Annotated in this window: 12 protein-coding genes and 3 pseudogenes; 8 read left to right on the top strand and 7 right to left on the bottom strand. The window is 52.6% G+C overall.

Annotated elements, in window-relative coordinates; genetic code table 11:
* Window positions 1–10 precede the first annotated feature (10 nt).
* The 7 genes and pseudogenes from ispD (at window position 11) to rpoS (ending at window position 5,894) form a co-directional block, all read left to right on the top strand.
* Window positions 11–721 (top strand): 2-C-methyl-D-erythritol 4-phosphate cytidylyltransferase, encoded by a 711-nt coding sequence (gene ispD, locus BHE85_RS19790; RefSeq protein ID WP_000246138.1) that lies wholly within the window; start codon window positions 11–13, stop codon window positions 719–721.
* Window positions 721–1,200 carry a 2-C-methyl-D-erythritol 2,4-cyclodiphosphate synthase gene (ispF, locus tag BHE85_RS19785; RefSeq protein WP_001219242.1) on the top strand — a complete coding sequence of 160 codons (480 nt, stop codon included), beginning with the start codon at window positions 721–723 and terminating at the stop codon, window positions 1,198–1,200. Before ispD ends, ispF begins: the two co-directional genes overlap by 1 nt.
* On the top strand, window positions 1,197–2,246 hold the full coding sequence (truD, locus tag BHE85_RS19780; RefSeq protein ID WP_000568919.1) for a tRNA pseudouridine(13) synthase TruD: 1,050 nt from the start codon (window positions 1,197–1,199) through the stop codon (window positions 2,244–2,246). The genes ispF and truD overlap by 4 nt, the downstream gene beginning before the upstream one ends.
* Window positions 2,227–2,988: a 5'/3'-nucleotidase SurE gene (gene surE / locus BHE85_RS19775; protein ID WP_001295182.1), complete on the top strand. Its 762-nt coding sequence runs from the start codon at window positions 2,227–2,229 to the stop codon at window positions 2,986–2,988. Before truD ends, surE begins: the two co-directional genes overlap by 20 nt.
* A complete protein-coding gene (gene pcm / locus BHE85_RS19770; protein ID WP_000254708.1) occupies window positions 2,982–3,608 on the top strand; it encodes a protein-L-isoaspartate O-methyltransferase in 627 nt (208 codons plus the stop codon). Before surE ends, pcm begins: the two co-directional genes overlap by 7 nt.
* Before the next feature lie 184 nt (window positions 3,609–3,792).
* Window positions 3,793–4,839: a murein hydrolase activator NlpD gene (nlpD, locus tag BHE85_RS19765; RefSeq protein ID WP_306308696.1), complete on the top strand. Its 1,047-nt coding sequence runs from the start codon at window positions 3,793–3,795 to the stop codon at window positions 4,837–4,839.
* Window positions 4,840–4,901: 62 nt separating this feature from the next.
* Window positions 4,902–5,894, top strand: a pseudogene (rpoS, locus tag BHE85_RS19760) (RNA polymerase sigma factor RpoS).
* 93 nt (window positions 5,895–5,987) lie between these two features.
* Here the strand turns inward: rpoS and BHE85_RS19755 are convergent.
* The 5 genes and pseudogenes from BHE85_RS19755 to ltnD all read right to left on the bottom strand — a co-directional run bounded on the left by BHE85_RS19755 (window position 5,988) and on the right by ltnD (window position 11,023).
* Window positions 5,988–7,352, bottom strand: a complete 1,365-nt coding sequence (locus BHE85_RS19755) for a GntP family transporter (RefSeq protein ID WP_000104446.1) — start codon at window positions 7,350–7,352, stop codon at window positions 5,988–5,990.
* An 88-nt stretch (window positions 7,353–7,440) separates the two neighbouring features.
* A pseudogene (locus BHE85_RS19750) lies at window positions 7,441–8,216 on the bottom strand (HPr family phosphocarrier protein).
* A 4-nt stretch (window positions 8,217–8,220) separates the two neighbouring features.
* Window positions 8,221–8,859, bottom strand: coding sequence for a 3-oxo-tetronate 4-phosphate decarboxylase (otnC, locus tag BHE85_RS19745; protein WP_001278994.1), 639 nt, complete (start codon window positions 8,857–8,859; stop codon window positions 8,221–8,223).
* A complete protein-coding gene (otnK, locus tag BHE85_RS19740) occupies window positions 8,856–10,118 on the bottom strand; it encodes a 3-oxo-tetronate kinase (RefSeq protein WP_000590422.1) in 1,263 nt (420 codons plus the stop codon). The genes otnC and otnK overlap by 4 nt, the downstream gene beginning before the upstream one ends.
* On the bottom strand, window positions 10,115–11,023 hold the full coding sequence (gene ltnD, locus BHE85_RS19735) for an L-threonate dehydrogenase (protein WP_000847976.1): 909 nt from the start codon (window positions 11,021–11,023) through the stop codon (window positions 10,115–10,117). The genes otnK and ltnD overlap by 4 nt, the downstream gene beginning before the upstream one ends.
* 195 nt (window positions 11,024–11,218) lie before the next feature.
* On the opposite strand from ltnD, the gene ygbI reads away from it, so the two are divergent.
* Entirely contained in the window at window positions 11,219–11,986 is a 768-nt protein-coding gene (ygbI, locus tag BHE85_RS19730; RefSeq protein WP_001297141.1) for a DNA-binding transcriptional repressor YgbI, read from the top strand.
* A gap of 50 nt (window positions 11,987–12,036) precedes the next feature.
* Here the strand turns inward: ygbI and pphB are convergent, their stop codons facing one another.
* Together pphB and mutS are read right to left on the bottom strand one after the other, a co-directional pair.
* Window positions 12,037–12,693, bottom strand: a complete 657-nt coding sequence (pphB, locus tag BHE85_RS19725) for a protein-serine/threonine phosphatase (protein ID WP_001141317.1) — start codon at window positions 12,691–12,693, stop codon at window positions 12,037–12,039.
* Between the two features lie 105 nt (window positions 12,694–12,798).
* A pseudogene (gene mutS, locus BHE85_RS19720) lies at window positions 12,799–15,359 on the bottom strand (DNA mismatch repair protein MutS).

The raw sequence follows: 15,359 nt of genomic DNA, 5'->3' as shown, positions 1-15,359 counted from the left end.
GGGAATTAACATGGCAACCACTCATTTGGATGTTTGCGCCGTGGTTCCGGCGGCCGGATTTGGCCGTCGAATGCAAACGGAATGTCCTAAGCAATATCTCTCAATCGGTAATCAAACCATTCTTGAACACTCGGTGCATGCGCTGCTGGCGCATCCCCGGGTGAAACGTGTCGTCATTGCCATAAGTCCTGGCGATAGCCGTTTTGCACAACTTCCTCTGGCGAATCATCCGCAAATCACCGTTGTAGATGGCGGTGATGAGCGTGCCGATTCCGTGCTGGCAGGTTTGAAAGCCGCTGGCGACGCGCAGTGGGTATTGGTGCATGACGCCGCTCGTCCTTGTCTGCATCAGGATGACCTCGCGCGATTGTTGGCGTTGAGCGAAACCAGCCGCACGGGAGGGATCCTAGCCGCACCAGTGCGCGATACGATGAAACGTGCCGAACCGGGCAAAAATGCCATTGCTCATACCGTTGATCGCAACGGCTTATGGCACGCGCTGACGCCGCAATTTTTCCCTCGTGAGCTGTTACATGACTGTCTGACGCGCGCTCTAAATGAAGGCGCGACTATTACCGACGAAGCCTCGGCGCTGGAATATTGCGGATTCCATCCTCAGTTGGTCGAAGGCCGTGCGGATAACATTAAAGTCACGCGCCCGGAAGATTTGGCACTGGCCGAGTTTTACCTCACCCGAACCATCCATCAGGAGAATACATAATGCGAATTGGACACGGTTTTGACGTACATGCCTTTGGCGGTGAAGGCCCAATTATCATTGGTGGCGTACGCATTCCTTACGAAAAAGGATTGCTGGCGCATTCTGATGGCGACGTGGCGCTCCATGCGTTGACCGATGCATTGCTTGGCGCGGCGGCGCTGGGGGATATCGGCAAGCTGTTCCCGGATACCGATCCGGCATTTAAAGGTGCCGACAGCCGCGAGCTGCTACGCGAAGCCTGGCGTCGTATTCAGGCGAAGGGTTATACCCTGGGCAACGTCGATGTCACTATCATCGCTCAGGCACCGAAGATGTTGCCGCACATTCCACAAATGCGCGTGTTTATTGCCGAAGATCTCGGCTGCCATATGGATGATGTTAACGTGAAAGCCACTACTACGGAAAAACTTGGATTTACCGGACGTGGGGAAGGGATTGCCTGTGAAGCGGTGGCGCTACTCATTAAGGCAACAAAATGATTGAGTTTGATAATCTCACTTACCTCCACGGTAAACCGCAAGGCACCGGGCTGCTGAAAGCCAATCCGGAAGACTTTGTGGTGGTGGAAGATTTGGGCTTTGAGCCTGATGGTGAAGGTGAGCATATTCTGGTTAGAATCCTCAAAAACGGCTGCAATACCCGTTTTGTGGCGGATGCACTGGCGAAATTCCTGAAAATTCATGCCCGTGAAGTCAGCTTCGCTGGGCAAAAAGACAAACATGCTGTTACGGAACAGTGGTTATGCGCTCGCGTGCCAGGCAAGGAAATGCCCGATCTGAGCGCCTTTCAACTGGAAGGCTGCCAGGTGCTGGAGTATGCGCGGCACAAGCGCAAGCTGCGTTTAGGCGCGCTGAAAGGTAACGCCTTTACCCTGGTTCTGCGCGAAGTGAGCAATCGCGATGACGTTGAACAACGTCTGATCGATATTTGCGTAAAAGGTGTACCGAACTACTTCGGTGCCCAACGTTTTGGGATTGGCGGTAGCAACTTGCAGGGCGCGCTGCGCTGGGCGCAAACCAATACTCCGGTGCGCGATCGCAATAAACGGAGTTTTTGGTTGTCGGCAGCCCGCAGTGCGTTGTTTAATCAGATTGTTGCTGAGCGCCTCAAAAAAGCAGACGTTAATCAAGTTGTTGACGGCGATGCGCTACAATTAGCCGGACGTGGTAGCTGGTTTGTAGCAACCACCGAAGAACTGGCGGAATTACAGCATCGCGTCAACGATAAAGAGCTGATGATAACCGCCGCATTGCCGGGCAGTGGCGAATGGGGAACTCAGCGTAAAGCGCTGGCATTCGAACAAGCAGCTGTCGCCGCAGAAACTGAATTACAAGCTTTACTGGTGCGCGAAAAAGTTGAAGCCGCGCGCAGAGCGATGCTGCTGTATCCGCAACAATTAAGCTGGAATTGGTGGGATGACGTCACCGTAGAGATCCGTTTCTGGCTTCCGGCGGGTAGTTTTGCAACCAGCGTTGTCAGGGAACTTATCAACACAACAGGTGATTATGCGCATATTGCTGAGTAATGATGACGGGGTACATGCACCCGGTATACAAACGCTGGCGAAAGCCTTGCGTGAGTTTGCTGACGTTCAGGTGGTCGCCCCCGATCGTAACCGCAGCGGCGCTTCAAATTCTCTGACACTGGAATCCTCCCTGCGCACGTTTACCTTTGAAAATGGTGATATTGCTGTGCAAATGGGAACCCCGACCGATTGCGTCTATCTTGGCGTGAATGCTCTGATGCGTCCGCGCCCGGACATTGTTGTGTCCGGCATTAACGCCGGGCCGAATCTGGGGGATGACGTTATTTATTCCGGTACGGTAGCCGCCGCGATGGAAGGCCGTCATTTAGGTTTTCCGGCGCTGGCCGTCTCGCTTGACGGGCATAAACATTACGACACTGCCGCGGCGGTAACCTGTTCAATTTTGCGCGCACTGTGTAAAGAGCCGCTGCGCACCGGACGTATTCTTAATATTAACGTTCCGGATTTACCCTTGGATCAAATCAAAGGTATTCGCGTGACGCGCTGCGGTACACGACATCCGGCAGATCAGGTGATCCCGCAGCAAGATCCGCGCGGCAATACGCTGTACTGGATTGGCCCGCCGGGCGGTAAATGTGATGCCGGTCCGGGGACCGATTTTGCTGCGGTAGATGAGGGCTATGTCTCCATCACGCCGCTGCATGTGGATTTAACTGCGCATAGCGCGCAAGATGTGGTTTCAGACTGGTTAAACAGCGTGGGAGTTGGCACGCAATGGTAAGCAGACGCGTACAAGCACTTCTGGATCAATTACGTGCGCAAGGTATTCAGGATGAGCAGGTGCTGAATGCACTTGCTGCCGTGCCGCGTGAAAAATTCGTTGATGAAGCGTTTGAACAAAAAGCCTGGGACAATATCGCCTTGCCGATAGGTCAGGGGCAGACAATTTCGCAGCCGTATATGGTGGCGCGAATGACCGAATTACTCGAGCTGACGCCGCAGTCGCGGGTGCTGGAAATTGGCACCGGTTCGGGATATCAAACGGCAATCCTGGCGCATCTTGTCCAGCATGTTTGCTCGGTCGAACGGATTAAAGGTTTGCAGTGGCAGGCGCGTCGCCGCCTGAAAAATCTTGATTTACATAATGTTTCAACCCGTCATGGCGATGGATGGCAAGGTTGGCAGGCACGCGCGCCGTTTGACGCTATCATTGTTACGGCGGCACCGCCGGAAATTCCAACTGCGCTAATGACGCAGCTGGACGAAGGCGGGATTCTCGTCTTACCCGTAGGGGAGGAGCACCAGTATTTGAAACGGGTGCGTCGTCGGGGAGGCGAATTTATTATCGATACCGTGGAGGCCGTGCGCTTTGTCCCTTTAGTGAAGGGGGAGCTGGCTTAAAACGTGAGGAAATACCTGGATTTTTCCTGGTTATTTTGCCGCAGGTCAGCGTATCGTGAACATCTTTTCCAGTGTTCAGTAGGGTGCCTTGCACGGTAATTATGTCACTGGTTATTAACCAATTTTTCCTGGGGGATAAATGAGCGCGGGAAGCCCAAAATTCACCGTTCGCCGCATTGCGGCTTTGTCACTGGTTTCGCTATGGCTGGCAGGCTGTTCTGACACTTCAAATCCACCGGCACCGGTCAGCTCCGTTAATGGCAATGCGCCTGCAAATACCAATTCTGGTATGTTGATTACGCCGCCGCCGAAAATGGGGACGACGTCTACAGCCCAGCAACCGCAAATCCAGCCAGTGCAGCCAGTAGCTCAGCAGCCGGTACAGATGGAAAACGGACGCATCGTCTATAACCGTCAGTATGGGAACATTCCGAAAGGCAGTTATAGCGGCAGTACCTATACCGTGAAAAAAGGCGACACACTTTTCTATATCGCCTGGATTACTGGCAACGATTTCCGTGACCTTGCTCAGCGCAACAATATTCAGGCACCATACGCGCTGAACGTTGGTCAGACCTTGCAGGTGGGTAATGCTTCCGGTACGCCAATCACTGGCGGAAATGCCATTACCCAGGCCGACGCAGCAGAGCAAGGAGTTGTGATCAAGCCTGCACAAAATTCCACCGTTGCTGTTGCGTCGCAACCGACAATTACGTATTCTGAATCTTCGGGTGAACAGAGTGCTAACAAAATGTTGCCGAACAACAAGCCAGCTGCGACCACGGTCACAGCGCCTGTAACGGTACCAACAGCAAGCACAACCGAGCCAACTGTCAGCAGTACATCAACCAGTACGCCTATCTCCACCTGGCGCTGGCCGACTGAGGGCAAAGTGATCGAAACCTTTGGCGCTTCTGAGGGGGGCAACAAGGGGATTGATATCGCAGGCAGCAAAGGACAGGCAATTATCGCGACCGCAGATGGCCGCGTTGTTTATGCCGGTAACGCGCTGCGCGGCTACGGTAATCTGATTATCATCAAACATAATGATGATTACCTGAGTGCCTACGCCCATAACGACACAATGCTGGTCCGGGAACAACAAGAAGTGAAGGCGGGGCAAAAAATAGCAACCATGGGTAGCACCGGAACCAGTTCAACACGCTTGCATTTTGAAATTCGTTACAAGGGGAAATCCGTAAACCCGCTGCGTTATTTGCCGCAGCGATAAATCGGCGGAACCAGGCTTTTGCTTGAATGTTCCGTCAAGGGATCACGGGTAGGAGCCACCTTATGAGTCAGAATACGCTGAAAGTTCATGATTTAAATGAAGATGCGGAATTTGATGAGAACGGAGTTGAGGTTTTTGACGAAAAGGCCTTAGTAGAAGAGGAACCCAGTGATAACGATTTGGCCGAAGAGGAACTGTTATCGCAGGGAGCCACACAGCGAGTGTTGGACGCGACTCAGCTTTACCTTGGTGAGATTGGTTATTCACCACTGTTAACGGCCGAAGAAGAAGTTTATTTTGCGCGTCGCGCACTGCGTGGAGATGTCGCCTCTCGCCGCCGGATGATCGAGAGTAACTTGCGTCTGGTGGTAAAAATTGCCCGCCGTTATGGCAATCGTGGTCTGGCGTTGCTGGACCTTATCGAAGAGGGCAACCTGGGGCTGATCCGCGCGGTAGAGAAGTTTGACCCGGAACGTGGTTTCCGCTTCTCAACATACGCAACCTGGTGAATTCGCCAGACGATTGAACGGGCGATTATGAACCAAACCCGTACTATTCGTTTGCCGATTCACATCGTAAAGGAGCTGAACGTTTACCTGCGAACCGCACGTGAGTTGTCCCATAAGCTGGACCATGAACCAAGTGCGGAAGAGATCGCAGAGCAACTGGATAAGCCAGTTGATGACGTCAGCCGTATGCTTCGTCTTAACGAGCGCATTACCTCGGTAGACACCCCGCTGGGTGGTGATTCCGAAAAAGCGTTGCTGGACATCCTGGCCGATGAAAAAGAGAACGGTCCGGAAGATACCACGCAAGATGACGATATGAAGCAGAGCATCGTCAAATGGCTGTTCGAGCTGAACGCCAAACAGCGTGAAGTGCTGGCACGTCGATTCGGTTTGCTGGGGTACGAAGCGGCAACACTGGAAGATGTAGGTCGTGAAATTGGCCTCACCCGTGAACGTGTTCGCCAGATTCAGGTTGAAGGCCTGCGCCGTTTGCGTGAAATCCTGCAAACGCAGGGGCTGAATATCGAAGCGCTGTTCCGCGAGTAAGTAAGCATCTGTCAGAAAGGCCAGTCTCAAGCGAGGCTGGCCTTTTCTGTGCACAATAAAAGGTCCGATGCCCATCGGACCTTTTTATTAAGGTCAAATTACCGCCCATACGCACCAGGTAATTAAGAATCCGGTAAAACCGAGAATGGTCGTTAACACTGTCCAGGTTTTCAGACCGTCTGCTACCGACAACCCCAGATATTTGGTCACAATCCAGAACCCTGAGTCATTAATATGTGACGCGCCAAGCCCACCAAAGCAGGCTGCCAGCGTCACCAATACGCACTGAATCGGATTCAATCCCATCACCGCTTCTGAGAGTAACCCGCCGGTTGTCAGGATTGCTACGGTTGCTGACCCCTGCGATGCACGCAGAGCCAGTGAAATAATAAATGCGGCTGGTAACAGAGGCAGGTCAATCATTTGTAGCATATTGGCAAGGGCTTTGCCGACGCCCGATTCCACCAGCACTTTGCCAAATACCCCTCCAGCACCAGTAACCAAAATCACTACCGCCGCAGTGGGAAGGGCTGAGCCCATAATGTCGCTGGTGTGTTGTAAGCTCCAGCCGCGACGTAAAGCCAATAACCAGAATGCCAGCACCAGCGCAATCATTAGAGCTACCATTGGTGAGCCGATCAGCTGTAGCGTACCAAGCAGGGGATGCGAAGGCGGCATCAGTGTTGCGGAAACCGTACCCGTCATGATAATCGCGATAGGAATAACAATTAGCGAGGTGACCAGCGCGACGCCCGGTGGATTTATTTTATCGCTTAATTTTGTCGCGCCTTCCTCACTGGCCGGAGCCAGTTGCATCTGTTCCAGTACTTCTACTGACATCGCATATTGGCGCTTATTGATTATTTTCGCTGCAAAGTAGCCAACAATCCCTACGGGAATAGAAATCGCAATACCGATGATGGTTAGCCAGCCGATGTCTGCGTGGAGTAACCCCGCTGTGGCGACAGGGCCTGGATGCGGCGGTACTGCCACATGAACAGTTAGCATGATTCCAGCGACAGGCAGGCCAAATTTGAGTGGCGATATTTTGGCAACCTTGGCAAAACCGTAAATGATTGGCGCAAGAATAATAAAGCTGACATCAAAGAAGACGGGAATACCGAGGAAGAACGCTGCCAGAGTCAGCGCAGCGATAGTTCGTTTGTCACCTAACTTGCGACTGAAATAATTAGCCAGTGACTCTGCACCACCAGAGTGTTCGATCATACGCCCCAGCATAGCGCCCAGACCAATAATAATAGTGACGGAACCAAGCACACCGCCCATCCCGGCGATCATCACTTTACCCACTTCGCCCGCCGGTATACCCGCCGCAAGTGCGACTAACAGGCTGACGAGGAGCAGAGCAACGAATGGTTGTACCTTTGCCTTGATGACCAGCAGCAACAGCATGATTACGCCAGCTAACGCAATGCATAACAATGTAATTGTGGACATGGGAAACCCTGTCTGAAAGTTATAGTTAACCTACCCCATCCGTAGATGGGGGGATGTATGGGTACGTTGTAATTAGGGATTTAACGAATTAGCGCCAGGCGTCAAACCAGCCAAGCCCTTCTTCGGTGAGGCCACGAGGTTTATATTCACAACGATCCAGCCCTGATATCCCACCTCATCGAACAGGCGGAACAGCCACGGATAGTTGATTTCTCCATCGTCCGGTTCATGTCGATCAGGTAGTCCGGCAATTTGTACGTGCGCATATTTCCCAGCGTAGTCGCGGATTAAATGCGTCAGGTTGCCATCTACTTTTTGCGCATGAAAAGTATCTAGTTGAATAAACACGTTATCTCGCGCAACCTCTTCAACAATAGCCAGTGCCTGATACTGGCTGGAGAAGAGATAATGAGGCTTAACGTCGGGGCTGAGTGCTTCAACTAATATTCGCTTGCCGTGTGGCGCAAAGCGGTCGGCAGCGTAGCGGAGATTATCGATAAATACTGCCCGGTACCGTTCAGCATCTTCGCCAGCGGGCACGACGCCTGCCATCACATGGACTTGTTCACAATTGAGCGCCAATGCATATTCCAGTGCCAGGTCGATGTCTGCGTGTGCTTCGTGCTCACGTCCGGGAAGGGCGGATAATCCCCATTCCCCCGCATTAATATCTCCGGGAGCGGTATTGAACAGCGCCAGTGTCAGATGGTTTTGCTCCAGTTGCTTTTGGATTTGCAGGGTGGAGTAGTCATAGGGAAACAGAAATTCCATAGCATCGAACCCGGCTTTTCGCGCTGCGGCGAAGCGTTCAATAAAAGGCACTTCGGTGAACATCATGGATAAATTAGCTGCAAAACGAGGCATTGCATTAACTCCTTAATTCCGCAATTTCACCTGCGGTCAGATAACGGATCGGGCGGTCACCGAGAATAAAAATCAGCTTTGCCGTTTCCTCCAGCTCTTCCATATTGTTGGCGGCTTCTTGCAGGCTTTCACCGCAAACCACTGGGCCATGATTTGCCAGTAAAAAAGCCTGATTGTCTGCTGCCAGTTCCGCCAGATCCTGTGCGATGCGTTTATCGCCCGGTCGGTAATAGGGCACCAGCGGGACATTTCCCATCCGCATCACCACGTATGGTGTGAACGGACGAATAACGTTGCTGCTGTCCAGCCCTTGCAGGCAGGAAAGCGCCGTCGACCATGTGCTGTGCAAATGCACCACCGCTTTACAGCGCGGATTGTTGCGATACAGCGCCAGATGAAAGAGCACCTCTTTCGAGGGTTTGTCACCACTTAACCATTCGCCATCCGCGGCGACTTTGGAAAGCCGCTGCGGATCGAGATTGCCCAGGCATGAACCTGTCGGTGTCGCCAGTAAATTCCCGTCAGGTAAAAGCAGCGACAGATTGCCAGCCGAACCGGTTGCATAGCCGCGCTGAAAGAATGAACTGGCAATCCGCGTCATCTCCTCTCGCAAAGACTGCTCTACTTTTGCGAAATCGCTCATGATAAAAACTCTCTTTGGGCTCGTGAAAAAAAGGCTTCATCACCGAAGTTGCCAGATTTAAGGGCGAGTGAGACAGGCTTATCCAGTGCGTTTACCCACGGCACGCCGGGGGAAATGGTTGGGCCAATATGAAACCCTTTTATGCCCAGGCTCTGTGTGACTACGCCGGAGGTCTCACCGCCTGCGACAATAAAGCGTGTCACGCCTTCCGCTGCTAACCGCGCCGCTAGTTGAGAAAACAGAGTTTCTACTGCCTGACTGGCTTTTTGTGCACCGTATTGCTGTTGAATTGCTGCCAATGCGTCAGTGCTGGCGGTGGCAAAAACCAGTGGAGCAAGTACACTTTCCTGGCCCAGAACCCACTCTGCCAGTTCGTGTGCATAAGCGGCCAGAGTTTCGGTTGAGAGGCAGCGTGCCACATCAACTTCACGGGCTGGTGCAATTTGACGGTAATGTGCCACCTGGCGGTTGGTCATTTGAGAGCATGAACCGGAGAGCACTACGCCGCGCCCAGCGAGCGGATGCCCTGCTTCGCGAGCCTGGTTACCGTTTTCTTGCGCCCACTGCCGGGCCAGGCCAATCGCCAGACCAGAACCGCCCGTTACCAGTGGGGCATCGCGCAAGGCTTCTCCCTGAATTTCCAGATGGTGTTCGGTCAGCGCATCAAGCACCGCGTAGCGGTAGCCCTCTTGCTGTAAGCGAGCCAGCTCTTGACGAACGGCATCCACACCTTGTTCGAAAACATGTGCCGAAACGACGCCGCAGCGCCCTGTGGATTGCGCTTCAACCAGACGGGGAAGATAGCTGTCGGTCATGGGATTTACCGGGTGATGGCGCATCCCGGATTCGGCCAGCAGTTGATTCATTACGAACAAATACCCCTGATAAACCGTACGTCCGTTGACCGACAGGGCCGGAGAGAAGACCGTAAACGGCGTGTCGAGAGCATCCATTAATGCATCGGTAACCGGGCCGATATTACCTTTCGCCGTACTGTCGAAAGTAGAGCAGTATTTGAAATAGATCTGTTTGCAACCTTGCTGTTGCAACCAGCTCAGAGCCGCCAGCGATTGCTGTGTGGCTTCAACCACCGGACAGGAGCGCGTTTTCAGGCTGATCACCAGTGCGTCGATTGCTTCCGGCATTTTACCTGTTGGAACACCGTTAATTTGTACCGTTGGTAGACCGTTTTCCACCAGAAAACTGGCGATATCCGTCGCGCCGGTAAAATCATCGGCGATAACGCCAATCTTGATCATGATTTCGCTCCCGGTAGAGTGATGCCAGAGAAAATCTTGATAACTGCGCTATCGTCTTCTTTCCCGTAACCTGCGTTACTGGCGCTGGTGAACATATTCAATGCTGTTGAGGCCAATGGCAGCGGGAAGTGCAGGGCTTTGGCTGTATCGGCAACCAGACCAAGATCCTTAACAAAAATATCGACGGCTGAATGCGGGGTGTAATCGCCATCCACCACATGACGCATCCGGTTTTCGAACATCCAGGAATTTCCGGCGGCATTGGTCACGACGTCATACATCACATCCAGCGGGATCCCCGCACGGGCTGCAAGTGCCATCGCTTCGGCTCCGGCAGCAATATGTACGCCCGCTAACAACTGGTGAATAATTTTTACGGTCGAACCTAGTCCCGGTTCTGCACCTATGCGATAAACTTTTCCGGCAACGGCTTCCAGCACGGGTGCCAGTCGTTCAAAGGCAATATCGCTACCGGAGGCCATGACAGTCATTTCACCGTTAGCGGCTTTTACTGCATCACCAGAAACTGGCGCATCCAGCATTTCCAGATCGAATCCAGCCAGAGCGGTAGCAATTTCTTGCGCATCAGCACTAGCGATAGTGGAAGAAACCATTACTGCCGTACCGGGTTTCAGATGTTGTGCAACGCCTGTTTCACCAAACAGCACCTGTTTAACCTGGGCCGCATTGACCACCAGCACCAGCAGAGCGTCCAGTTTTTCGGCAAACGTCGCGGCGTTATCAGAAACCCCGCAAGCACCTGCCTCTTTCAACGTAGCGCAGGCATTGCTGTTCAGGTCTGCGCCCCAGGTAGAAAGACCTGCGCGGACACATGACAGTGCTGCTCCCATTCCCATTGACCCTAAGCCAACGATACCGACATGAAACTCAGATCCCGTTTTCATCTGCTCTCCTTGTTAATTTAAGTGATATTTTGTTTGATATTGTGAATATAAGCGCTGGAAGATAACGATATGGTGAGCCGATTCACATAAATTAACATTGTGTGTTATTTTATGTGAACTAAGCGTTAGTTGCGCCGCGCACGTTTCGCAGGCAAATAGCGTAGAATGTCAGCAGGACAAAGGAAGGAGCAAAAGTTGATACCCGTAGAGCGTCGCCAAATCATCCTTGAGATGGTAGCTGAAAAAGGCATTGTCAGTATTGCTGAACTAACGGACAGAATGAATGTATCACATATGACCATTCGTCGGGATTTACAAAAACTGGAGCAGCAGGGAGCCGTTGTGCTGGTGTCCGGAGGCGTCCAGTCTCCGGGACGCGTGGCGCATGAACCTTCTCATCAGGTAAAAACTGCGCTAGCAATGACGCAAAAAGCGGCTATTGGCAAGCTGGCGGCAAGTCTTGTTCAGCCGGGAAGTTGTATCTATCTGGATGCAGGAACGACCACGTTAGCGATAGCACAGCATCTGATTCACATGGAGTCACTGACTGTGGTCACAAACGATTTCGTTATTGCGAACTACTTGCTCGACAACAGTAATTGCACAATTATTCACACTGGCGGTGCAGTGTGTCGGGAAAACCGTTCCTGTGTCGGGGAAGCCGCTGCGACCATGCTGCGCAGCCTGATGATTGATCAGGCTTTTATTTCTGCATCGTCATGGAGTGTGCGGGGGATTTCTACGCCAGCGGAAGATAAAGTCACGGTGAAACGGGCGATTGCTAGTGCCAGCCGCCAGCGAGTTTTGGTCTGTGATGCGACGAAATATGGTCAGGTGGCGACATGGCTGGCGTTACCATTAAGCGAGTTTGATCAGATTATTACAGACGACGGTTTGCCGGAGAGTGCCAGTCGCGCGCTGGCGAAGCAGGATCTCTCTTTGCTGGTAGCGAAAAATGAATAATGGCCTGCAATAACATCTGGTTACTCATGCTTCACAGAAGAAGCATGAGACTACCTTATTTTATAAAATGACAGCCGCCCACTTTTCGGCGATCCGGTATCAATATAAATCTGGTTAGCGAACGTCTGAATGTTATCAAACATCATATGTCCAAATATAAAATAATCAGCGCCGTTTATTTGTTGTAACTCGCCATTAAGCGATTTCTGCACACGATAAACAGGCCAGAGTAATTCGCTCTCCGCTATTTCTTTGCCAAAGAGATATTCATCACCCGGATAATCTGCATGTGCGATGACATATTTTATTATGTCGTTAGTGATTTCAATAATATGTGGAAGGTGATGGAATTTCAGCAACAGATCTATTGCCTCTTGTTGCTCTGAATCATTTAAATCGAAAAACCAGTCACCACCGCTGGCAAGCCACATATTGCCATCGCCGGTCGCGAACGCATCCAGCTCCATTGCTTCGTGGTTGCCTTTAACGGAGATAAACCAGGGCTGGTTTAGCAGGCGCAGGACGTCAAGACTCTCCGGCCCACGATCAATATTATCGCCGACAGAAATAAGTAAGTCGGTTTCAGGGCAAAAAGAGAGTTGATGTAAGCGGGATTGTAATAATTGATATTCACCATGTATATCACCAACGACCCATATATGGCGATAGTGATGGGCATTAATTTTTTGATAGCGTGTAGATGGCATGGTTTTACCCTGTAAAATAAGCTTTCCTATTATACAGGGGGTTTTTATTTTATTCGTCAGTTGTCGTTAATATTCCCGATAGCAAAAGACTATCGGGAATTGTTATTACACCAGGCTCTTCAAGCGATAAATCCATTCCAGCGCCTGACGCGGAGTCAGTGAATCCGGGTCCAGGTTTTCCAGAGCTTCGACCGCTGGCGAGGTTTCTTCCGGTACTGACAGCAAAGACATTTGCGTACCATCCACTTGCGTAGCGGCGGCGTTCGGCGAAATGCTTTCCAGCTCACGCAGTTTTTGCCGTGCGCGCTTAATCACCTCTTTTGGCACGCCTGCCAGAGCTGCAACCGCCAGGCCGTAGCTTTTGCTCGCCGCGCCATCCTGCACGCTATGCATAAAGGCAATGGTGTCTCCGTGCTCCAGCGCATCGAGATGCACGTTGGCGACGTCTTCCATTTTCTCCGGTAGCTGGGTCAGCTCGAAATAGTGGGTGGCAAACAGCGTCAATGCCTTAATCTTATTCGCCAGATTTTCTGCGCACGCCCACGCCAGCGACAGACCATCGTAGGTGGACGTTCCACGCCCGATCTCATCCATTAACACCAGACTGTATTCGGTGGCGTTATGTAAAATATTGGCGGTTTCAGTCATCTCCACCATAAAGGTTGAGCGCCCGGAAGCCAGGTCATCTGCCGCGCCTACGCGGGTAAAGATGCGATCGATAGGTCCAATCTCGACTTTTTGTGCCGGTACATAGCTGCCAATGTAGGCCATCAGCGCAATCAGTGCGGTCTGGCGCATATAGGTACTTTTACCGCCCATGTTCGGGCCGGTAATAATCAACATACGGCGCTGCGGCGACAGATTCAGCGGGTTAGCGATAAATGGCTCATTCAGTACTTGTTCAACTACCGGATGGCGACCTTCGGTAATGCGAATGCCCGGTTTATCAATGAAGGTCGGGCAGGTGTAGTTCAGGGTATAGGCCCGTTCCGCCAGGTTAACCAGCACGTCGAGTTCCGCCAGCGCGCTCGCGCTCTGTTGCAACGCTTCCAGATGCGGCAACAGCAGGTCGAACAGCTCTTCATAAAGCTGTTTTTCCAGTGCCAGTGCTTTGCCTTTTGAGGTGAGAACTTTATCTTCGTACTCTTTTAGCTCTGGAATGATGTAGCGCTCGGCGTTTTTCAGCGTCTGGCGACGCATGTAGTTGATGGGTGCCAGATGGCTTTGCCCACGGCTGATTTGAATGTAGTAGCCGTGCACCGCATTAAAGCCAACTTTCAGCGTGTCCAGGCCGGTACGTTCACGCTCGCGGACTTCCAGACGCTCCAGATAATCGGTCGCGCCGTCAGCCAGCGCGCGCCACTCATCCAGCTCTTCGTTATAGCCCGATGCGATAACACCACCGTCGCGTACCAGCACCGGCGGTGTGTCGATGATTGCTCGCTCCAGCAGATCGCGCAGCTCGGCAAACTCGCCCATCTTCTCACGTAGCGCCTGTACCGGTGCACTATCGACAGTTTCTAACTGTGCACGCAGCTCCGGCAGTTGCTGGAAAGCGTGGCGCATACGGGCCAGATCGCGTGGGCGAGCAGTTCGTAAAGCCAGACGTGCCAGAATACGTTCAAGGTCGCCGACCTGACGCAGTACCGGCTGTAGCCCGGCGGTGAAATCCTGCAATGCGCCAATAGTTTGCTGGCGCTCAAGCAACACGCGGGTATCGCGCACTGGCATATGCAGCCAGCGTTTCAGCATACGACTACCCATCGCGTGACGGTGCAGTCGAGCACAGAAGCCAGCGTATTTTCCGCACCGCCCGCCAGGTTCTGAGTAATTTCCAGGTTACGACGTGTCGCGGCATCCATAATGATGCTGTCCTGCTCACGTTCCATGGTGATAGAACGAATATGCGGCAGGGTCGTGCGTTGGGTATCTTTCGCATACTGCAACAGACAACCGGCAGCACAAAGTCCGCGCGGCGCGTTCTCGACGCCAAAACCGACCAGATCGCGGGTGCCAAATTGCAGATTCAACTGCTGGCGCGCGGTGTCGATTTCAAACTCCCACAGCGGGCGACGGCGCAGGCCGCGACGGCCTTCAATCAGCGACATCTCGGCGAAATCTTCTGCATACAGCAGTTCCGCCGGATTAGTGCGTTGCAGCTCTGCCGCCATCGTTTCGCGGTCGGCCGGTTCGCTCAGGCGAAAACGCCCGGAGCTGATATCCAGCGTCGCGTAGCCGAAACCTTTGCTGTCCTGCCAGATAGCCGCCAGCAGGTTGTCCTGACGCTCCTGTAACAGGGCTTCATCGCTGATGGTGCCTGGCGTAACGATACGCACAACTTTGCGCTCAACCGGACCTTTGCTGGTCGCCGGATCGCCAATTTGTTCGCAGATGGCAACGGACTCTCCCTGATTCACCAGTTTGGCGAGATAGTTTTCCACCGCATGGTAGGGAATCCCCGCCATCGGGATCGGCTCTCCCGCCGAAGCACCGCGTTTGGTCAGTGAAATATCCAGCAGTTGCGACGCGCGTTTTGCGTCGTCATAAAACAGTTCATAAAAATCACCCATCCGGTAAAACAGCAGGATCTCGGGATGCTGGGCTTTCAGCCTGAGATACTGCTGCATCATGGGCGTATGGGCGTCGAAATTTTCTATTGCACTCAT

The organism is Shigella sp. FC1567 (genome assembly GCF_001743015.1).
Taxonomy (GTDB): domain Bacteria; phylum Pseudomonadota; class Gammaproteobacteria; order Enterobacterales; family Enterobacteriaceae; genus Escherichia; species Escherichia coli.
Note: the sequence above shows the minus strand (reverse complement) of the source record. Positions and strands in the feature narration are given on the sequence as shown.

What these genes read in the sequence shown, in the direction of transcription:
- ispD (WP_000246138.1), top strand. Translation starts at nt 11, where the DNA reads ATGGCAACCACTCATTTGGATGTTTGCGCCGTGGTTCCGGCGGCCGGA.
- BHE85_RS19755 (WP_000104446.1), bottom strand. Translation starts at nt 7,352, where the DNA reads ATGTCCACAATTACATTGTTATGCATTGCGTTAGCTGGCGTAATCATG.
- pcm (WP_000254708.1), top strand. Translation starts at nt 2,982, where the DNA reads ATGGTAAGCAGACGCGTACAAGCACTTCTGGATCAATTACGTGCGCAA.
- pphB (WP_001141317.1), bottom strand. Translation starts at nt 12,693, where the DNA reads ATGCCATCTACACGCTATCAAAAAATTAATGCCCATCACTATCGCCAT.
- otnK (WP_000590422.1), bottom strand. Translation starts at nt 10,118, where the DNA reads ATGATCAAGATTGGCGTTATCGCCGATGATTTTACCGGCGCGACGGAT.
- ltnD (WP_000847976.1), bottom strand. Translation starts at nt 11,023, where the DNA reads ATGAAAACGGGATCTGAGTTTCATGTCGGTATCGTTGGCTTAGGGTCA.
- otnC (WP_001278994.1), bottom strand. Translation starts at nt 8,859, where the DNA reads ATGAGCGATTTCGCAAAAGTAGAGCAGTCTTTGCGAGAGGAGATGACG.
- ispF (WP_001219242.1), top strand. Translation starts at nt 721, where the DNA reads ATGCGAATTGGACACGGTTTTGACGTACATGCCTTTGGCGGTGAAGGC.
- surE (WP_001295182.1), top strand. Translation starts at nt 2,227, where the DNA reads ATGCGCATATTGCTGAGTAATGATGACGGGGTACATGCACCCGGTATA.
- truD (WP_000568919.1), top strand. Translation starts at nt 1,197, where the DNA reads ATGATTGAGTTTGATAATCTCACTTACCTCCACGGTAAACCGCAAGGC.